The organism is Agrobacterium sp. ST15.13.013 (assembly GCF_027956525.1).
GTDB lineage: Bacteria > Pseudomonadota > Alphaproteobacteria > Rhizobiales > Rhizobiaceae > Agrobacterium > Agrobacterium salinitolerans.
Genome location: NZ_JAQKGP010000022.1, coordinates 1 through 20,895, shown reverse-complemented (window position 1 = coordinate 20,895; position 20,895 = coordinate 1). Strand labels below are relative to the sequence as shown.

Sequence of the window (20,895 nt, the reverse complement as noted above, 5' to 3'; positions counted from 1 at the left end):
TCGATCAGACGGCAAACCGCCGTCCTAGTATGCTGCGATATCCGGCCAGCGAATCTCGATGCCCTCGCGGGTCAGTTTCGCCTGGAAGGCGTGCAGGTGCTTGTCGTCTTCCTGCACCTGGTGCGGCGTGAGGCCATTCTCCAGGCAATGCGCCGCGAGCATTCCCGCCACTTCGCCAATGTTCCATTCGACCGGATGCAGGCGGTAGCAACCGTTGGTGATATGCGTCGTGCCGATGTTCTTGCCGGCCGGGATGAGGTTCTTCACCCGCTCAGGGATAAGCGCGCCGAGCGGGATCTCAAAGGGGCATGACGGCACGTCGATATAGTTGTCGCCGCCGGTGGATGGATGCAGATCGATGCGATACATGCCGATGCCGATGCTGTCGCGATAGCGCACAGCGCCTCGTTCGCCGCGAACCGTGTAGGACAGGTCCTGCTCGACAATGCGCGTTACCGGCTTGATGCGGCGGCTTTCGCGAATATAGGGCGCCATAGCGAGCCCATGGTCGGTGCCGGTGATATCGCCGCGCAGCCGCAACCCGCGGAACCCCTGCCCGCCATCGAAACGCGGCGCTTCCGTCTGCAGCCAGTAGAAGACCGAATAGGAAAGGTCCGCCGCCGCCTTCAGATGTCGCGCCTTTTCCTCTTCCGACACGTCGATAATCGTGCCGTCCATGTAATCGATCATCGGCCAGTTCACGAGGCAGATATCCGACTGGTAGAAGCCGGGCGCAAAGTTTTTCCGCGCCGCAATGCGCCGGAAAATCCACAGGTTCTCATCGCCGCCGCCTTTGCGCTGGTCGGCATCGACAAGCAGCGGATCGTCATCGGGATTGGGCGTGAAGGAGCGGGTGGTGTGCTCCAGCGTGCGTGGGTTTGGCGCGGTGAAACCAAGGAGCGGCCCGCCCCAGAAATGCGGCTGGTAAGAGCGCCAGTAATCGTAATTTTCGGGCTTGTCGATTGTCTGGTCGCCATCGACATGGTCAATGGCAAAGCAGATCGAGACAGCCTGCACATTATCGGGCTGGGCTTCAGCCGGCGCGCTGGGTTCGCCTGTATCTGACTGCGCCTCAAATCCCTTGGCATATTCCGTGCCCGTCATCGGAAGCAGATCGCCAAGTTCGGTGGCGTCGAGAACGTAATCGGCGGAAATGGAGATTTCAGCGCCACTGTCACGATGGCGAACAGTCACCGAGCGAACCCTGTCGCCGTCCACGTCAGCCGCGACGGGACGCCAGGGTTTGAGGACCGTCAGGCGACCTGCGCCAATATAGGGCATCAGCATGCTTTCCAGGACCGCGAGGCTGACGCGCGGCTCGGCGCAGATACGGCTCACCCATCCGCCACCCGGATTGAGATCGCCCCATGCCCGCGCACCTTCCGTCACCGGATAGTGGTCGCGATAAAATTGCCGCACACCGTTGCGCAGCGCGCGGTAGGACCGGGTGATGCCGAACTGTTCGACCCAAGTATGCTCGTCCGACGGAACGGCCTGACTGGTCAATTGCCCGCCGATCCAGTCATATTCCTCGGTCATGATCACGCGTTTTCCGGCCTTAGCAGCCGCCATTGCTGCCGCCACGCCGCCAAGGCCGCCACCGACCACGAGAATATCTGCTTTCATGTCTTTCACGACGTCACATCCGTTTTGTTGACTGAGGACTTGTTTGCCGAACCAGTTGGGACCGGCCCCAGCGTCTCTCCCTTGACGGGTTCACATTTGAGAAGGATCTGCCCTCCAGCGCTGCCGGTTTCGATGCGATTGACCAGCATGGCGGTCGCCTGCCGCCCCATCTCCTCGCGGGGAATTTCATAGGAGGTGAAGCGCACCGGGCTACGCGCGGCTCTAATATGGCTGCCAAGCACGATCATCGAAAAAGCGTCCGGCACGACAAGTCCCCTCGCCCGCGCCAGCGCCTCGACGCGCACGGCATCAGCCAATTCTATGAAGAAGGCCACCGTGGCCCCGCTCTCAAGGATCGCATCGAGTATTTTCTCAGCCGGGCGATTGACTGCCTTGATATGCAGGGCGAGCGAGGCCGCGCCTCCCAGCGCCGCGTTGAAACCCCGCCAGCGATCCGCAATCGATTCTGCCGGACCATTCGGGCCGATATAGGCAAGCTTGGTGTGCCCCAGCGCAATGGCGTCTTCGACAAGCTGACGCGTGCCCGCGGCATAGTCACCGCCCACATAAGGAACCGGTCCGCCGGCATCTTCACGCCGGCCGATCGCGACGAAGGGATAGTCTTCCGAAACCAGCCGGGCGAGTTCCTTGCGATCGAACTCGCGACCGAGAACCAGACAGCCGTCCGCAATCCGAAGCCTGTTGCCCTCCGAAAATATCTTGCGGTTCTCGCCGACGACGGCGCTCGTCAGCAGCAGAAGATCGTAAGCCTGCTGCTGCGCCTCTTCTTCGATACCGAGCAGAAATGGCGTGAAAAAGTCAGCCTGCGCGCTTGGGAATGCCGGCTCATAGGTAAACACGCCGAGGATGCGGTTCAGCCCCTTGGCCATGCGCCGCGCAATCGGATCGGCGACATAACCTGTCTGGCGAATGACGGCCTGTACCCTTTCCCGGGTCTCCTCCGGGATGCGGGCGATCGCTGCCGGCGCGCCATTCAAAACAAGCGACACGGTTGCCTGACTGACGCCTGCGAGCTTGGCGATATCGTTTTGGGTGAGACGTCTGTGAGTAGTCAACCGATGCCCTCCCCGACATTCGATATTTGCTAATGCGTATTAGCTGCTAATGCGCATTAGCATGATTTTGGGACGCCGAGTCAAGAGGTAAACTGCATCTGACGGCCCTCTCACACCATGGAGCGACGCGTTCAGCATTTGTTCTGGATTGCTGTTTGAGTCTTTGCTAATCATTGCAACAACGAGCAGACAGTGGCCGGAGCTTCGCGACGACTGCCATCTCTGAACAGGGTTCTCATCCGTGGGAACAGGCAGGTTATCTAAAGGATTGCTGGCATGGCGGTTGCCTATCTGGAAAAGCTCAACGAACAGCAACGCAAGGCGGTCGAGCATGGCGTTGGGCTGACGGATGGCCACTCGGCCGGGCCTTTGCTGATCATCGCCGGCGCGGGTTCGGGCAAGACAAACACGCTCGCCCACCGTGTCGCCCATCTGATCGTGAACGGCGCCGATCCCCGCCGCATCCTGTTGATGACGTTTTCCAGACGTGCCGCCACGGAAATGTCGCGGCGGGTCGAGCGTATCTGCAAACACGTTATCGGGGCGAATTCTGCAATTATGACCGACGCGCTCGCCTGGTCCGGCACGTTTCACGGCATTGGCGCGCGCCTGTTGCGCATCTATGCCGAACAGATCGGGCTCAACATCGATTTCACCATCCACGACCGCGAAGATAGCGCCGACCTGATGAACCTTTGCCGGCACGAACTGGGTTTTTCCAAAACGGAAAGCCGTTTTCCGACAAAGGGTACGTGTCTCTCGATCTATTCGCGGGTGGTGAATTCCCAGACGCCGCTCAAGGAGATATTGCGCCAGCATTATCCCTGGGTCGCCAACTGGGAGAGCGAACTCAAGGAACTGTTTGCAGCCTATGTGGAGGCAAAGCAGGTCCAGAACGTGCTCGATTACGACGATCTCCTGCTTTACTGGGCGCAGATGGTGAGCGATCCCGTTCTGGCTGATGATATCGGCAACCGCTTCGACCATGTGATGGTCGACGAATATCAGGATACCAACCGCCTGCAGGCTTCGGTGCTGATGGCGCTGAAGCCCGGCGGCCGCGGCTTGACCGTGGTGGGCGACGACGCGCAGTCGATTTATTCTTTCCGCGCAGCGACCGTTCGCAACATCCTCGATTTCCCGGCTTCCTTCAGCCCGGCGGCCGATATCGTCACGCTGGACCGCAACTATCGCTCAACGCAGCCGATCCTTGCGGCCGCCAACGGCGTCATCGATCTGGCGCGCGAGCGGTTCACCAAGAATCTTTGGACCGAGCGGCAGTCGCTGGAGCGCCCGAAACTCGTGACTGTAAAGGACGAAACCGAACAGGCGAATTTCATCATCGACCAGATCCTTGCCAATCGCGAAAGCGGCATGACGCTGAAACAGCAGGCCGTGCTGTTCCGCACCTCCAGCCATAGCGGCCCGCTCGAGGTGGAACTGACCCGCCGCAACATCCCCTTCGTCAAGTTTGGCGGCCTGAAATTCCTCGACAGCGCCCATGTGAAGGACATGCTGGCGGTGCTGCGTTTTGCCCAAAACCCGCGCGACCGCGTCGCTGGTTTCCGGCTGCTGCAGATGCTGCCCGGCATCGGACCGAAGAAGGCCGGCAATATTCTCGATGCGATTGCGACAGACCCCGAGCCGCTGCTTGCCCTTGCCGAAATTCCGCCGCCGCCGAAGACCGGCGATGAATGGGTGGCCTTCACGCAAATGCTGGTGGGCCTGCGACAGGCGCCGAACGACTGGCCGGGCCAGATCGGGCAGGCGCGGCTATGGTACGAACCGCATCTGGAACGCCTCCATGAGGACGCCGACACCCGCAAGGCCGATCTGCTACAACTCGAGCAAATCGCTGGCGGCTATCCCTCACGCGAACGTTTTCTGACCGAGCTGACCCTCGATCCACCCGACGCCACCAGCGATCAGGCCGGCGTGCCGCTGCTCGACGAGGACTATCTCAGCCTGTCTACCATCCATTCGGCAAAAGGCCAGGAGTGGCGTTCCGTCTTCATCCTGAACGTGGTCGATGGCTGCATTCCCTCCGATCTCGGGGTCGGCACCACCCAGGAACTGGAGGAGGAACGCCGGCTGCTGTACGTCGCCATGACGCGCGCAAAGGACAGTCTCGCGCTGATCACGCCGCAACGTTTCTTCACCGGCGGGCAGAGCCAGCAGGGAGACAGGCATGTTTACGCCGCAAGAACCCGCTTCATCCCGGCGACATTGCTGCAATTCTTCGAAACGGCGACCTGGCCACTGGTTTCAGCCGCCGCTTCGGAACGCAGCGCGCAGCAGATCCGCATCGATGTGGGTGCGCGTATGCGGACCATGTGGAAATAAAGAGCAGCGGTGTTATCGGTCAAGCACCGTTTCTCTGTGATCTCTCATTCTTACATTTAAGATGATGATCATTTTTCTCATAACGGCGACGAGGGCAACCTTTCCAGGCTTGCCCTTTTCTTTGAGAGGCTGGAACAATGCCTTCATAACCGGATCGAAGCAGATTGCCGGCAGGGCGGCGATATAGAGTTCGTCGCGGACCTGCTTTCGTCCGCCTGCGATCATCCGCTTGCCGCGCATCTGTCCGCTATCGCGCTTGATCGATGCCACGCCGACAAGCTTCCCGCATAAGCGAAAAAGCCAGCCTTCACCTCAGCGTATCAAAACTGATTTGATGCAATGAGCGTCCCCGCTAGGACGTGGGCTAGATCATTCCGATAGCAGCGCTGCAGCTGATCGAGACTGCGCAGTAGACATAGGAAGATCCACCCTGCGAAGACACATCATGCGGCGATCATGTGTCGACCGCGGAGACAACACTGCTCCCGGCGCCGGATAGCTCTGACGAAAACAGGCCCGATCTAATCAAAGAACTTACGACACCTTGCGTGGTCCGGAGTAAGGTGACGATGCCGATTGGCAGACCAACTTGACTAATGAGGTGCGATTAGACAGCGCTACCACAGCTGAATCCGAGAAGCTTCGCCTGGCGCGCGACCGATGGTTTGTGCGAAAGGTCGATCATTTCTTTCCGCCCAGCAAGCCCGCTTTGCCGAGCACTCCGGATAAAAAATCGTTTTCCAGTGTCAGTTCGCCGATCTTCACGTGCAGTGTTTTGACATCAACGGTTGAACCCGCCGGTTCCGGCTTCGCTTTATCGCCGAAGACACCTGTCGCTCCCTCAAGAAGCTGGTCTTTCCATTGTTTGATCTGGTTGGCGTGAACGTCGAACTGCTGGGACAATTCCACCAGCGTCTGCTCGCCTCGAATGGCGGCGAGCGCCACTTTCGCCTTGAAAGCCGGGCTGTGGTTCCGGCGCGGTTGTCGCGTCATGGTATCTCCTGTTCCCGGCATCTAAGCCGAAGTCAGGCAGAAATTCCACTTATCCCCGCCGTTGAGATTTCCCGAGCCATCTCTCTCTATTCTCATCCGCTGAACATATCCAGATCGCGATCACTCACAAGCGCTCAATCCAACCTTGTCAACAGGACCTAGCCGCCGCGAGCTCGAAGATTTTGACCGCAAACAATCCCCCACAAGTTCTATTAGTTGCTTCTCATTTGAGGAGCAGGTTATTCCAAACTTTTAGGAGAAAGAAAGTGCAGACTAAATCACTGGTACGACAATGACACAAATCGTTATCTCTGGCGACTTAACCAGAGTGAATAATAGGATGGAGCTACATCAGTCCCACAATATCGCTTGGTTTTCTCGTCTTTTTACGCCTATTTTTGAGTCGCTGGGGTTCAAGGTCTATACTGTTGGAGAGAAAGAGAATGACTTCCCTCTAAACCTCCTACACGATTCGATTTACGATCAAACCTCCCGCCAAATTCAAGATCAATGGGCGGCGCGTTATGATGCCGGCTTCCCAGCCCCATTTATCAAGAAACTTATTGACGCATTTGGGCCCGCGACGTTTTTTTTGTTCGAGGCATCACCCGCATTCATGGAAGCCTTGGATTCTGCAGGGATGGTGTATCTTAACTTCCGCGTTCACCCTATCCGATTCGCGTCCGACCTAATTTTTGCAATCAAGACGAATAATAAAAACTTTGCTCTAAGATTGAAGCAATTCGCGATGAAAGGTAATTTCCTAAAGCGAGAAGTGAAGCTGTGTCAAAGGCGATGGCGTAAATCACCAAATGTGATCCCCGCTGGATCAACGATATTTATGGCGCAGACAAATGAAGATGCTAGCCTAATAGAAAACGGCCGATTCTTGAGGATCGGTGATTTTTCGGAAATATTGAAAAACGAAATTAATTCGTCTCGTGCCATATTCTACAAACGCCATCCCCATGTACGCAACCAAGAGTCATTTGATTTTTGGCAACATATGTTCCCAGATACAAAAGAGGTGCCAAGCGATATCTCGGCTTACGAGTTATTCTGCCAAAGCAAGGACTTAAGGATTGTTACAATCTCGTCAGGTTCCGCTTATGAAGCCAAGCTTTTTGGACACTCTGCATTGTATCTGTCCGGTCGCCACTGGGGAGGCGATTTTTATCGGGACTACGTACCTATAACCCATGAGTACTGGTACCCAGAGTTTTGGAGGCACGTGTTCGAAACGCACGGAACTGCCCGCTCTTGGATACAGTCTCTTACTCGGCGGCGCGTTAACGCAGGTAAGATGCCTTTCGTTGAAGGTAGGCTTAAAGGTCTGATTAATTTCGAATGGTCGAAGCCATGACATAAGGGAGCGAGTAAGCAATGCACCCGGCAATGCCATGAAGACTGCTTGACTTTACTGCGGCTGTAACCAACACCGCCCCAGCGCTTGCAGTCGGATCATCGCAGCATTGATTCTCGTGAATACGGTCACCCGCTTTGTTGGTTTGGTCGCTCACTCGTGATAAACGCCGCTTTAAGAGCACGTCGATTTACCCATGACGGAAGGGAATGACGTTGTTGCCGCGCATGAACGAAAGGGCGCCCTTTGCCTCGATAGTTTTGACTGCCACGTCCCAAGCCTCTGCGTCGAATTTGAACTGGTCGTCCCATACGTGACTGGTATTTTGGTGATCGACCACTTCAAGCGTCCATGTCGTATCGGTTTCCAGCCGGAAGATGTCGATAGAGAACGGGTAGCCATCAACGACGATCCTCTTACTTTTACCGTGAGCGTCCGGTGAGCGGATTTTGCAGAACGAGCCAGTTAGGCGATGTTCTGGCATTAGAACCAGCATTAGTGCTGAGATTAATACCAGATCTGAGAGGTTGGCATGGCTCGCATGGAGATTATTTCCGGCGTTGAGCGTAGGCGGCGATGGTCGAAAGAGGCTAAGCTGGAGATACTGGCAGAAGCAGATGAGCCTGGCGTCCGCATTGGGGATGTAGCTCGTCGGCATGATATCCATCCGGGTCAGATCCGTTTATGGCGAAAGACATTCAGCCACTTTAGTGCGTCGCCATCGTTCGTTCCGGTACAGCTCGTGGACGACATAGGTCAGCGGCAGAAGCCTGCCGTTCCGCCGTCGCGGGTGTTCATCGAGATCTTGCTACGAAACGGTCGCGGTTTGAAAGTTCCAGTCGACCTTGAGCGAAAGACGTTGGCATCTTTGATCGCCTGCGTGGAGGCGGCATGATCGGGCCTTCAGGAAATGTACGGGTCTATTTGGCCTGCGGGGTGACTGATATGCGGCGCGGCATTGATGGTCTGTCAGTGTTGGTCGAGGCAGTCATAAAGGAGGCGCCGGGTTCTGGCGCGATCTTCGGATTCCGCGGCAAACGCGCGGATCGGATTAAGCTTTTATGGTGGGATGGCCAGGGGTTTTGCTTATTTTACAAAATTCTCGAGCGCGGATATTTTCCCTGGCCGACGGCGAAAGAAGGCGTTGCGCATCTGACGCAGGCTCAGCTTTCCATGCTTGTCGAAGGGATTGATTGGCGTCGACCGGCGTGGACTTCCGCTCCAGCTCGGACGGGCTAAGAGCCTTGTTTTACTTGAAAATCCGGGAAAAATTCTAGCGCTTCAGGCGCAAATCGGCTAGTTTAACGGCATGGAAACAACGCCATTGAACAGTCAGGACGAGCTATCTGCATTGCGCGCGCTCGTCGCTGAACAGGCGGCGAAACTTGAGAGCCAGGAAGCCGAAGTCACCAAGCGCGACTCCATTATCAGTCTTCTGCGCGCGCAGTTGGAACTGCTCCGACATCGGCAGCACGGTCCTTCTTCGGAAAAGATCGACCGGAAGATCGAGCAATTCGAACTGATGCTGGAGGAGATCGAGGCCTCTCGTGCTGAGGCTGAGGTGCGTTCCGGGAAGACCCCTTTGCCGGATTTGGACGACGTACCGGGTAAGCCGAAGCGCAGACCGCTGCCGGATGACCTTCCCACCGAAGAGCAGGTCTATGCAGCGCCCTGCAGTTGTCCGACCTGCGGTGGCACGTCTTTCCTCAAGGCGGCTGACAAGGTGGTCCAGGTGATGGAGCACGTACCGGCGTCCGTAAAGATTGTCCGCCACGTCGAAAAGCGAATGATCTGCAAGGACTGCGATACGACGGTGTCCGGCGAAATGCCAACCTTGCCGATCGAGCGAGGCCAGCCCGGACCGGGATTGCTCGCGCATATCATGGTCGCCAAATTCGACGATCACATTCCGCTCTATCGTCTATCCGAGATGTACGACCGGCTGGGAATAGATATATCCCGGTCCGTCATGGCGGACTGGGTTGGCCGCGTATCCGTTCTGCTTGCGCCTCTCATCTTGCTGATCAGAGCCCATATCGCTGCGGTCGACAGAATACATACGGACGATACCCCGGTCGATGTTCTCGACCCTGGGCGCGGGAAGACGAAAACCGGCAGGGTTTGGGTCTACGTCTTCGATGGCAGCGGCTATCAAGATCCAACCCCCAAGGCCATTGCCTATTACTATAGCCCCGATCGTAAGGGCGCACATCCAGCCGACCATCTTGCTAGCTTCAGCGGCGTGATGCATGCGGATGGCTATGGTGGTTATAAGAAGCTTTACGGCAACCAAATCACCGAGGCCGCCTGCATGGCGCATGTGCGCCGCAAGTTCCATGATGTGATCAAACTGAAGCCATCACCGATAGCCGAGGAGGCGTTGTCTCGTATCGGCGCGCTCTACGATATTGAGGATCGTATCCGCGGCATGCCGGCTGATGAGCGGTGCGCACTGCGCCAGGAACATGCCAAGCCCATTCTGAGGGACTTGAAGGTGTGGATCGAGGCTACGCTACCGACGTTGCCGCAGAAACAGAAGCTGGCCGAAGCGATGCGATACGCCCTCTCGCGGTGGGCAGCATTGAGCATTTACATCGATGATGGACGTGTCGAGATCGACAACAATATAGCTGAGCGAGCCATGCGTCCGCTGGGAATTGGCAGAAAAAACTGGTTATTCGCAGGCTCGGACAAGGGTGGCGATCGCATCGCCAATATATTGACAATCATCGAAACGGTCAAACTCCATGGCCATAATCCGGAAGTCTATCTGACGGACGTTCTGATCAGGATTCAGGATCATCCCAAGGATCGCCTTGAGGAGTTGCTGCCGTGGAACTGGGTGCCGACGGCAGCAATCACCCGCGCCGAGGCCGCCTGATGGCCCGCTCGACCCGCGTATACACGATCAAAGCCGTCTCGGACCTCCTCGACGAGGATATGGCGCTGCTCGAAGAGATCACGTACAATTCCGACAACATCGATTACGGCGAGATGATCCACATAGACGACGGGTCCAAAGATGGCATGACCGGATTTACAGACCGCGGCATCGAATGCATAGAGGAACTCCTTCGCGATGCCCGGAGCTGGAAGGGCGGACTACGAAGCTTCCTGGTCGCGGATCATTGTGACCCGGAAACGATCGAACGCATCATGGCGAAAGAACAGGCTCGAACCGAGGCTCAAAACCGTAAGCGGGCATAAAATCTATTCGCCGGACGCTTACCTTTTACCAGAAGTGACCAGATTGGGTTCGTAGTCTTCAATCATAGCTCACGTCCAAGCTTCCACATCAGTTCCACTGAGTATGCCAGTGGAGTTGAAACCGTCAAGCGGCTGGCTTGACGGTCCTATGGAATGCACAAAGGAGCAGCTCGTCGATCCGGCTTTTCTTGTGGCCATCTATGATGGCCGTGATGACGTGCAAATGAGAATCTCCTCCAGAATGAATTAGACCGTATGTTCGCGGGGTGAGTGTGGCCCGCCCCCGCGGTAAGCTGAATTCGGGGGTTGCTCTGGATTGGCCGGAGCCTTGCCCCATGCTTAGCGAGGGCGAACCATGAAAGAAGATAGCGTATTCTTCATTGGCCTGGATACATCCAAGTCGAAGATTTCAGTTGCGGTTGCCGATGGAGCGCGCAACGGCGAGGTGCGGTTTTTTGGCGACATCTCCTCGGAACCGGCGTCTGTGACGTCGTTGGTCAACAGACTTTCAAAGCGTGGAGGGAAGCTTCACTTTTGCTACGAAGCAGGTCCGACCGGTTACGGCCTTTACCGTCAGATTATCGAACTGGGACACGACTGCGTGGTGGTGGCACCATCGCTCGTGCCCAGGCGTGCGGGCGACCGGGTGAAGACAAACCGCCGGGATGCCGTAAGCCTGGCGCGGCTGCACCGGGCGGGCGAACTGACCTCGGTCTGGGTTCCGGACGAAGCTCATGAGGCGATCCGCGACCTGGTACGAGCCCGCGAAGCTGCCAACGACGCGCTGAAACAGGCGCGTCAGCAACTTCAATCTTTCTTGTTGCGTCACGACCGCATCTATACCGGACGCAAGCCATGGACGCGCGCCATGTACGGTGGCTGGCGTGCCAGGGATTTGATCACCCCGCCCACCAAATCCTGTTGGCAGAATATTGCCAGGCCATCGAGGATGCCGGCGTGCGTCTGGACAGGCTAACGAAGTTGGTGGCGGAGACCGCAGCTTCCTGGTCGATGGCGCCGGTTGTGGCCGCCTATCAAGCGATGCGCGGCGTCGCGTTCATGACGGCGATCACCTTTGTCGTCGAAATCGGCGACGTCAGGCGCTTTGATAATCCCCGTCAGTTGATGGCATATCTTCGCCTCGTGCCGTCGGAGAGCTCGACGGGCGAACGGGTCAAGCGTGGTGGGATTACCAAGGCGGGTAACACAAGGGCTCGAAGAGTCCTCATTGAAGGGGCTTGGACATATCGCTTCCCTGCACGGGTAAGCCCGACGATCCAGGCACGGCTGGAGGGACTGCCAAGGACAGTTCGCGAGATTGCCTGGAAAGGCCAGATACGGCTTTGCGCGCGCTATCGAAAACTAATCGCGGCAGGCAAGCCGAAGGTCGTCGCGGTCACCGCCATTGCGCGAGAAATGGCCGCGTTCCTGTGGGCGATTGGGCAGGAGGTCGCTCCTGCAACAAAGGTTTAAAGCGCCGACCGTCGGCGGAAAATTATCGAGAAACTCAATCATCTGTCTGATGTGCAAAGTTGGAGGCAGGGCTCCGGTGGGGAACCCTCGCGGACTCTATGTGGCGGATACATCCATGCCCGAGATTAGACAGAGGCAGCCCCAGACGAACACACGGAAATGCGGTACCCAACCCGCGTATAAGAGTATGCCAGCCGTCGTCTAAATGCCCTGTCTCCTGCTTTGTGCATCAGCTTTACGCATGACCTCCTCGTCAAAGGCGAAAGAAAAAACGCGCCTAACGAGCTTGCAAATGAACATAAGAGAGTCCGGCCTATTAGATTGTGGACAGAAATGTGTAGTTTTGCACCACCAGGAGGTTCTCGACGTTGACAAATGTGCTGTCCAAAATCTATATCCAAACTGTATGGTGGGCGATCGGCAACAGCGTGGCATATGAGCTCGTAAGTTTTTGCAATCTAATATGTTTCATGACGGAAGTCTCCGTCAGGCAGGACGGTAAATGCCCCAAGTCTTTTTTGATCTGTCGGAACTTTTTCTGAATTCAGGAGTCAAGTTCAAGTACTACGGAATTGCGCGAACCGTAATGGAAGTCGCTTATGAACTGACTTTGGCGGAAAAATCTGTAAGGTATGTAATCTATTCGCCGCTGCATCGTCGGTTTTTCGAGGTTTTTCCCCGCACGGGTGGCGCATCCCCGACGGGTGTTCTGGATCCAAATATTCCTCCAAGCGCGACCCCATTGCGTCTGAGGCAGAATATTTTCGATACCAACTTTGCGAAGTCCTTTTTCTACAGCATGGTGCGCATGGTCGTCGAACATCGCAATCGCAAGCGTTGGGCAACTATTCCGGCAAGCGCTGTTCGCGAGGTTAATCTCGACGGACAGATTCTGGTTTCACTGGGTAGGCCAAAAATCATGTCTGACTATATTATGGCGTTGAATGAACGTGGCGAAAAAGCCACGTTCATTCCGATGCTCCATGACATGATCCCATTACATAATTTCACACATCGGAATCAGTTTTCGTTTCCTAGGAATTTTATTCACGATAACAAGGTCGCTATCCGGGCAGCAGCACTGATCTTGACAAATTCAGAATTTACGGCACGGGAAGTAAAGCATTTCTCAGATAAGGGGACATTGCCGCCATTGCCGGACGTTGTCGCTATCCCGCTTTGTAATGAGCTTCGGCCGACGGTTGAGCCAATAGATAAAAAGCCCCCTCAAGGCCGTTACCTTCTGGGCGTCGGTATTTATAACGGCCGTAAAAACTTGGAATGTGTTGTTGAAGCTATGCTTCTATTGCAAGCTTCCGGTGTCGTTCCGCCCGCACTGGTGTTGGCAGGCGCAAGGCGCAAAAGAGTTGAAAAATTCTTAAAGCAGGAAAAGTTTCGCCCTATAGTCGACAAATTCCACTTTGTTGTTAACCCGAACCAAGCGGAATTACGTCTGCTTTACGAAAATGCCTATGGCCTCGTTTTGCCGAGCAGGATGGAAGGTTGGGGCTTGCCGATTAGCGAAGCTCTTTGGTGCGGAACGCCGGCTTTTGCTGCGGATGTGCCGGCCTTGAGGGAGGCAGGGGGTACACTCGCACTGTATTTCAATCCGGAGAAACCGGATGAATTGGCGGATTTGGTTCGCGGGTTGTTGCTAAAGCCGGATAGCTATGCTGCGTTGAAAACGAAAATCGCCGAATTCAAACCACAAATGCGGACCTGGCGAAATGTCGCGTCCGATATACTTCATTCGGTGCGCAAATTTGACCACAAAGAGAAACGGGGGGCGAGATAAGGCTGCAAGCTGACATCGATGATGTGCCATCGGGAGGCTATATTGAGCGCGGAATGGGGATGGATCGGCATCCGCCACACTAGATGGGATTTTCTTGCCGGTTACCCTAAAGCAGCAATTTCTTCCGTTCTTGTCGCAGCCAGAAACGGGCTGTGATGACATTTACAGCCGGAGAGAGATTGACACTTAGTGATCACCCATTTAAGTGCACTAAACCAATTTTGGATTAGCAGTGCCTCGGCATTTGGACCAGTGCTAAGCTTTAAGTTTTGCCAGTATGAAACTTGAGCAGTCATAAATGAACCCTACACACAGACCATCACTCCATCTGCTTGGGTTTATTCATCTGACCTGATAAACACTCACCAAATGTAGTTTCTGCACAAATTAGGAATATCGCTGTGATCGGATCATTTTTGTCGCAAAACGACAAGAAGCTGCTGGTACGACTGTTCAAAGAGAACTTTAAGAAGCATGTCGGTTGGTACTCGATGGCAATCGCGGCAATGGTTGTTGTTGCCGCAACGACCTCTCTCAGCGCCTGGATCATGCGCGATATCGTTAATAGCGTTTACTTGAAGCGTGGCTTTGATGTCGTCCTTGAGATTGCGTTTGCGGTTGCCGCGATATTCATCGTCAAGGGCCTCGCCACGTTCGTTCAGAGCTACTATCTGAGCAAAGCCGGCAACAGCATAGTCGCGGAGCAGCAACGTAAAATCTATGATCGCCTGCTGAAGCAAGGCGTATCGTTCTTTCAAAACCTGCCATCATCGGAATTGCTGGTTCGCGTAACCTACAATGCACAGGCTGCCAGGAGCGTTATCGATACAATCGTGACGTCCTTTATCCGCGACCTGCTTTCGCTCATCGGTTTGATCGTGGTGATGTTCGCCCAGAATTTTCTTCTGAGCGCGATTTCGATGATTATAGGCCCTCTTGCCATCTTCAGCGTCCGTCTTGTCTTGCGCCGGGTGCGTAAGATCATGGAGGCAGAGCTCGCTTCGCTTGGCGAAATTGTCAACGTCGTGCAGGAAACCAGCATCGGCGTCCGCGTGATTAAAGCGTTTTCGCTTGAGAAGCTTATGCGTCAACGTATGAACAAAGCAGTGTCTGACGTCGAGCATCGAGCAAATGGTATTGCGAAGCTTGAAGCGGCGACCAGTCCGATCATGGAAACGCTGTCGGGCCTTGCGATTGCCGTCGTTATTGCCGTTTCCGGCTACACCGTTCTGGAGAAAGGCGGGTCTCCGGGCGATCTGATGGCCTTTATAACCGCTCTGCTTCTTGCTTACGAACCAGCAAAACGTCTGGCGCGTATGCGAATCCAGATCGAAGGAGGCATGATCGGTGTCCGTATGATGTTCGAGGTTCTGGACGCCCCGTTGACGCTTGCCGAAAAGAAAGATGCTCTGCCTCTCCCCAAGGCCAGCGGCGACGTGGAACTAAAGAACGTCAGCTTCGAATATGTTTCTGGCCAACCAGTTCTGAAGGACGTCAGCGTACTCTTCGAGGGCGGCAAGATGACCGCATTGGTCGGTCCTTCCGGGAGTGGCAAATCCACAATAATTAATCTTATGATGCGCCTTTACGATCCTCAGAATGGTTCCGTTGAAATCAACGGTATGGATTTGCGCGATGTCTCCTTTGCGAGCCTGCGAGAGCACGTATCTTATGTCGGTCAGGAAACCTTCCTGTTTTCGGGTACTGTAAAGCACAATATCTCCGTTGGCCGGGACGATGCGACAGAAGAAGAGATCATTGCGGCTGCAAAGGCTGCCAATGCCCATGACTTTATCATGAAGATGCCTGACGGTTACGACAGCAAGCTTGGTGAAAATGGCTCAGGCCTTTCCGGCGGTCAGAGACAGCGTGTTGCGATCGCTCGCGCCATGCTGAGAGACGCAGATATCTTGATCCTTGACGAGGCGACCAGTGCGTTGGATTCGGAATCCGAAGCTCTTGTGCGAGATGCGCTTGAGCGCCTGACACTGAACAAAACATCTATTGTCATCGCTCATCGGCTTTCAACAATAAACCGAGCCGACAAGATCGTCGTTATGGATAATGGACAGGTCGTAGAAGAAGGCAGTCGGCGTGAACTACTTGCAACGGATGGCCTTTATAAACGCCTGCACAGCATCCAGTTCGATGCGGACGTAGCATGATCCTGATTTATCAGGCCGCATTGGAAAGGTTTTGTCGTGAAGGAACATACTCGAAAGATCACGCCGGTTCTTCTGGCTGGCGGTGCGGGCTCCCGACTTTGGCCCGTCTCGCGCGATCAGTTGCCCAAGCAGTTCCAGCCTTTGGTCGGCAATCTTTCGACCTATCAGCAAACGTTGCAGCGGGTGGGCGATAAGAGCCTCTATGCCGAGCCGCTTGTCATCACCAACGAGGATTTCCGTTTCTTCGCCCGCCGTCAGGCGGAAGAAATCGGCCTGCCGGCGACGGTGGTGCTGGAGCCCGCCCGCCGCGACAGCGCCGCCGCCATGGCCGCCGCCGCCGTGCTGGCCGAGCGTCGTGAACCCGGATGCCTGGTGCTGGCGCTTGCCGCCGATCATGTGGTGCTCGATGCCGACAAGTTCTCCGACGCCGTGAAACTCGGCGCAAAGGCCGCCGATCAGGGTAATATCGTCGTCTTCGGCCTGGTGCCGACCGAACCGCGCACCTCCTACGGTTACATCAAGCCGGGTGATGCGATCGATGGCGAAAAAGACCTCAGCAGCGTCGACGCTTTTGTGGAAAAGCCGGATATGAAGACGGCGATTTCCTATCTGGAAAAAGGCTATCTCTGGAATTCCGGCAACTTCCTGTTCCGTTCCGATGTGATGATCGCCGAGTTGAAGGCCTTCGCCCCGGAGATTCTGGCGGCGGTGACGCAGGCCGTCGAGCAATATGAAAGCGACCTGGGTTTCGTGCGCCTGCATCAGGAAAGCTTTGAGGCTTCGCCGAAAAATTCCATCGACTATGCGGTGATCGAGAAGACCAAGCGCATGGCGGTGGTGCACGGCCATTTCCGCTGGTCGGATATTGGCAGCTGGGATGCGATCTGGGAGATCGCCGACAAGCGCGGCAATGACAATGCGCTGGAAGGCAACGGCGTCTTCATCGATTCCGAAGGCTGCCTCATCCATTCGACGCAATTGCTGACGACGGTGGTAGGCGCCAGGGACATGGTTGTCGTGGCCACCAAGGATGCGGTTCTGGTGGTGCCGAAAAACCGGGTGCAGGATGTGAAGGGTCTGGTGGAGACGCTGAAGGACGGCGAACACGCACCGCAGACGCAGACCCACAAGCGGGTCTATCGCCCTTGGGGTTATATCGAACACATGTATGTGGACGAGCGTTACCGGGTGGGCCACATAACCGTCGACCCCGGCCATCGCATCTCATTCCAGAAACACTATCACCGCTCGGAACACTGGATCGTCGTCAAGGGCACGGCGACGGTGACGATTGGCGAGGAAACCCGGCTGCTGACGGAGAACCAGTCGGTTTACATCCCGATCGGCGAGTCACATCGGCTTGCCAATGAGGGGCAGATCCCGCTCGAACTGGTCGAAATCCAGACCGGAGCCTATATCGGCGAGGATGATGTCATCCGCATCGAGGATGACTATAAGAGGCAATAGATTTGCGATGCGCATTATCAGTGAAGTTTCTGATAAACTCACATCTTTTTTATTGCCTCCATCATTGAATCAACCGATTTAGCCCAAGTGAATCTGCTTCTAACAAATTCTCTCATGTCGCGACTTTCTTCAGCACTAGGAGGCAATGACATCAAGCTGACCATAGCCTCGACCCATTCTTTAGGGTCGTGGGGTCTACAAAATAAGACTCCTTGCGCAAGGATCTCCGTCATCGCGGGTCGGGAGCTGCAAATGGCTGGTACACCCAAAGCTAGCGCCTCGAGCGGGGGCAAGCCAAATCCCTCGTACAGACTCGGAAACAACAATCCTTGTGAATTTTTAACAAGTGAGAAAAGCTCAGCGTCCGACAGTTTCCCCGTGAAGTGTATTTTTGGACTATAGTACGCCAATTTTTCGTTATTGTGTCCAGCGCCCACAACAAATATCTTGCAGTCAGGAAAATTCGGAAGAAGGGCGGCGTCAAATATCACTTTCAAATTCTTGTGGTAATCAAAAGAACCTATGCAAACAAAGTATTTCCCCCGCTCTTGACTGTCATTTAAGTCGTCGCTATCAGGATCATAAATCGTGACACCATTATAGGCGACCGAAATCTTATTCATAGGGATCGAAAGCTCTCTTGAAATGCTTTCCGCGCTGCTATGACTAACAGTTAAAATATGCCCCGCCTTACTTGCAATGTAGGCGTACTTATTCTTCCAATCGTCAATCGTTTTTCGAGGAAAAAGATCTGGAAACAGAAGCGGTATCACGTCGTGTATCATGACCAAGGAATTGCCATTCAAATCCTCTGGACACCAATGAATAGACGGATAGAAGTTAATAACTTTACTGCCTTCATCATTCACAAGAGGTAATTGATCTTTGTTCTGGCGGCTCCGCAATTCTGCCAAGTACTCCCGCGCTACTCGACCGATACCTCTTTGATCCCTCAGCGCTTCCGCAGCAAAATTTATAGTTATGTCATCAACCTTAATTTCGATAAAACCCGAGAGTTCTTCGCTACTTAAGATTCCTTTTTTGGGAAAACGCTTTCTGATTGCCCGCCGAATAATGCGCTCCGGATTCAACTTCCTCGAAGCTGAGACGATCTTGAGCAGCTTATTACTTTCCAAAACGTCTATTTTTGATCTCAAAAAGAGAACTTCGTGGTTGAGAGAACCAATTCGTTCGTGGAGGTCGTCTAGTTGTGACTTTGCGCCGGTTAGTTCGGCCGCAATGAGTGAAAGCTCATGCGGAATAAAACCATCAGCGAAACTGGGCTCTTTGTCAAAAAAAGACGCGAGCTCCTTTTTTTCCTTTGCCAAATAAAACCGATAGTCATTGTTGAAATACGCGATTTCGTAAGAAATAGAATGCATATTTTGATCGAGATCATTGAAGGCTGCGTCGACAAAATCTCGCGTATCAATAATCAATAGCCAAGGGCGAAATTGAAGCCAGTTATTATATGAGAATAAGTGATCAAAATCAGCGCCCCAATTTACCCTTAAAAAGTGGACTAACTTACTTGGCAGCACAAAGCGCTCACAGATCTGATTGAATGAAAAAACCTGTTGTCTTGCTTTATTAAATCCTCTCCCAATCGAACAAGTCGATAAGACATTGGGACGACTGCCATCAGCAGTAAGATTTTCACCTAAATGGTTGGCGTCCGCGGATAGTACACAATGCAAGTTTTCATCATTCGGACGTAAATGCTCAAATAGATTGAGTATAGATATGTCGCAATGGATATTGAGCCCGCTCCAACCTTTCTCATAAAAACCCTTGGTAAGCGATTCGCGATCGGGCGAATCTGCATGGATGTCGATATAAAAGCCGTTTTCTTCAGATTTAAACATACGCCACAGAAGAACGTCTTCCATATTTTTTGAAAATGAAACAAACTTCGACATCATTACACCCATACCTACACTACCGAAGCAACACGCCGCATTGACAATGCGATCACTCTCGCCGCAATATCAGATCTACATAATCTCCAGAACCAATAACATCGTCAACAGATGACGAAGAAAAATACATCTCCGTTCCATCGTGCAGTAATCTAGTAATACTAAAGCCCGCCTCCACGATTTCGCCTACAAAACCATGCGGATCTTGCCCCATTTCTTTGTACGCAACTGGACTAAACTCCATAACTATTGTGAGGTTCTGCTGCTCTTTAATCCAGTTCCGCATACCCTTCCAAACATTTATTTCATAACCTTCAACATCTATTTTGATAAAATTTGGTGACACATTTCGTTTGAATTTGCGCTCTACATCCTGGATCAATAACGGCATGGTCGTGACGTTAACGCGCTCACTTCGATAGGATCCCTCTACGTCAAGCAATGTGGCGCTACCGACGTAATCTCCAATTTTATTTATATGGACCTCTTTCCTTTCATCACCCAAGGCAACATTTGCGACTTCTACAAAACCTGAGAAGCCATTTACTGCAACACTCTTTATCAATCGAGAATGCAAGGCAACTTGGGGCTCCGCACCTAATACGAACCCCTGCTCACCAACGATATGAGCCGCCAACAAGGTATAAAATCCACAATTCGCCCCCACATCGAAAAACACATCGCCTTTTTTCAGGTTTTTTTGAAGAAACGTAGTGACCCACGGCTCCCAACGCCCTTCAGCCATGATATGAGGTGTCAGAGAAATATCCATACTGTCTAAAAATATTTTCCTTCCAAAAAATGTCTCTGTTAAGACAGTTTTCTCTCCGATATATTGGCACATTCGATGTATTGTCTTCGATGGTGTCGTATCGATATGCAGGCAGTCAGCCAAATTGTAGAAGAAACTCTTAATTCCGTCACCTTTTTCAGAAATATCGGAAACTCGCAACACGACATATACATCATTAGTAAAGCAAATTTCGCTTCTACCAACATACTGCATTAAAATAGCGGGGTTAATTTCCCTAATCTTTCCTTTATGAATCAGCGCGTACTTTGATATACCTACATCATTACGCGAGTTAGATTCATTCAAGCCGATTAAAACTATATTATTCCAAGAAAATTCCTCCTGAGAGTATATTGTTCTTGTTTTATTTTCTAGCCATTTCAATGCCTCAATGAGATATGTATCCATTTCGTCCCCCGGTTTTCAAATTTCGTTGTTAGCGACAAGAAAATAGCCGCGTCTTGATTATATGTTTGCTCGCAAAACACTAGGCATTTTGTAGCTTTTCTAACGTCGTCCACGAAAAAGTAGGAAATTAGCATTCATCAGCACGTAACGATCTACTCGTGAACCGCCAGCACCGCCTCCGCCTCATATATGGCGCAGGCGATGTGATAGAAGGTGCTTGCCGGCGCCGGCTCATCGAGCATCGGCTTATCCGCTGGCCATTTGTCG

General features: G+C 53.6%; 14 protein-coding genes and 3 pseudogenes. 10 read left to right on the top strand and 7 right to left on the bottom strand.

Features of this window, described 5'->3' with window-relative positions:
- Positions 1–24: 24 nt before the first annotated feature.
- Positions 25–1,626 (bottom strand): FAD-dependent oxidoreductase, encoded by a 1,602-nt coding sequence (locus PL597_RS19960; protein ID WP_271366121.1) that lies wholly within the window; start codon positions 1,624–1,626, stop codon positions 25–27.
- Between the two features lie 5 nt (positions 1,627–1,631).
- Positions 1,632–2,702: a LacI family DNA-binding transcriptional regulator gene (locus PL597_RS19955; RefSeq protein ID WP_271366083.1), complete on the bottom strand. Its 1,071-nt coding sequence runs from the start codon at positions 2,700–2,702 to the stop codon at positions 1,632–1,634.
- 276 nt (positions 2,703–2,978) lie between these two features.
- Between PL597_RS19955 and PL597_RS19950 the strand changes: the two genes are divergently transcribed.
- Complete coding sequence (locus tag PL597_RS19950) at positions 2,979–5,045, top strand: ATP-dependent helicase (protein ID WP_271366082.1); 2,067 nt, start codon at positions 2,979–2,981, stop codon at positions 5,043–5,045.
- Positions 5,046–5,057: 12 nt separating this feature from the next.
- Here the strand turns inward: PL597_RS19950 and PL597_RS19945 are convergent.
- Together PL597_RS19945 and PL597_RS19940 are read right to left on the bottom strand one after the other, a co-directional pair.
- Positions 5,058–5,327: pseudogene (locus PL597_RS19945) on the bottom strand (transposase); the annotation flags it as partial.
- A 334-nt stretch (positions 5,328–5,661) separates the two neighbouring features.
- A pseudogene (locus tag PL597_RS19940) lies at positions 5,662–6,059 on the bottom strand (transposase); the annotation flags it as partial.
- A gap of 271 nt (positions 6,060–6,330) precedes the next feature.
- On the opposite strand from PL597_RS19940, the gene PL597_RS19935 reads away from it, so the two are divergent.
- Positions 6,331–7,401, top strand: a complete 1,071-nt coding sequence (locus PL597_RS19935; RefSeq protein ID WP_271366079.1) for a hypothetical protein — start codon at positions 6,331–6,333, stop codon at positions 7,399–7,401.
- 190 nt (positions 7,402–7,591) lie between these two features.
- Here the strand turns inward: PL597_RS19935 and PL597_RS19930 are convergent, their stop codons facing one another.
- Positions 7,592–8,059 carry a hypothetical protein gene (locus PL597_RS19930; RefSeq protein ID WP_271366078.1) on the bottom strand — a complete coding sequence of 156 codons (468 nt, stop codon included), beginning with the start codon at positions 8,057–8,059 and terminating at the stop codon, positions 7,592–7,594.
- Here PL597_RS19930 and tnpA point away from each other — a divergent pair.
- From tnpA to PL597_RS19895, 8 genes and pseudogenes are all read left to right on the top strand, one after another.
- Positions 7,943–8,296 carry an IS66-like element accessory protein TnpA gene (gene tnpA / locus PL597_RS26355; protein ID WP_416372243.1) on the top strand — a complete coding sequence of 118 codons (354 nt, stop codon included), beginning with the start codon at positions 7,943–7,945 and terminating at the stop codon, positions 8,294–8,296. The genes PL597_RS19930 and tnpA overlap by 117 nt on opposite strands.
- Positions 8,293–8,640 (top strand): IS66 family insertion sequence element accessory protein TnpB, encoded by a 348-nt coding sequence (gene tnpB / locus PL597_RS19925; protein WP_137409396.1) that lies wholly within the window; start codon positions 8,293–8,295, stop codon positions 8,638–8,640. Before tnpA ends, tnpB begins: the two co-directional genes overlap by 4 nt.
- Positions 8,641–8,710: 70 nt before the next feature.
- Complete coding sequence (tnpC, locus tag PL597_RS19920) at positions 8,711–10,282, top strand: IS66 family transposase (protein WP_271366077.1); 1,572 nt, start codon at positions 8,711–8,713, stop codon at positions 10,280–10,282.
- Positions 10,234–10,608 carry a hypothetical protein gene (locus PL597_RS19915; protein ID WP_416372241.1) on the top strand — a complete coding sequence of 125 codons (375 nt, stop codon included), beginning with the start codon at positions 10,234–10,236 and terminating at the stop codon, positions 10,606–10,608. The genes tnpC and PL597_RS19915 overlap by 49 nt, the downstream gene beginning before the upstream one ends.
- 355 nt (positions 10,609–10,963) lie before the next feature.
- Positions 10,964–12,081, top strand: a pseudogene (locus PL597_RS19910) (IS110 family transposase).
- 502 nt (positions 12,082–12,583) lie between these two features.
- Positions 12,584–13,876 carry a glycosyltransferase family 4 protein gene (locus tag PL597_RS19905; RefSeq protein WP_271366076.1) on the top strand — a complete coding sequence of 431 codons (1,293 nt, stop codon included), beginning with the start codon at positions 12,584–12,586 and terminating at the stop codon, positions 13,874–13,876.
- Positions 13,877–14,277: 401 nt separating this feature from the next.
- Entirely contained in the window at positions 14,278–16,041 is a 1,764-nt protein-coding gene (locus PL597_RS19900) for an ABC transporter ATP-binding protein (RefSeq protein ID WP_271366075.1), read from the top strand.
- A gap of 36 nt (positions 16,042–16,077) precedes the next feature.
- The gene (locus tag PL597_RS19895) at positions 16,078–17,508 is read left to right on the top strand and encodes a mannose-1-phosphate guanylyltransferase/mannose-6-phosphate isomerase (protein ID WP_271366074.1); all 1,431 of its coding nucleotides are present in this window, start codon (positions 16,078–16,080) and stop codon (positions 17,506–17,508) included.
- A 38-nt stretch (positions 17,509–17,546) separates the two neighbouring features.
- On the opposite strand, the gene PL597_RS19890 is transcribed toward PL597_RS19895, so the two are convergent.
- A complete protein-coding gene (locus PL597_RS19890) occupies positions 17,547–19,430 on the bottom strand; it encodes a glycosyltransferase family 4 protein (protein ID WP_271366072.1) in 1,884 nt (627 codons plus the stop codon).
- Between the two features lie 49 nt (positions 19,431–19,479).
- The gene (locus PL597_RS19885; RefSeq protein ID WP_271366071.1) at positions 19,480–20,628 is read right to left on the bottom strand and encodes an FkbM family methyltransferase; all 1,149 of its coding nucleotides are present in this window, start codon (positions 20,626–20,628) and stop codon (positions 19,480–19,482) included.
- Positions 20,629–20,895: the final 267 nt, after the last annotated feature.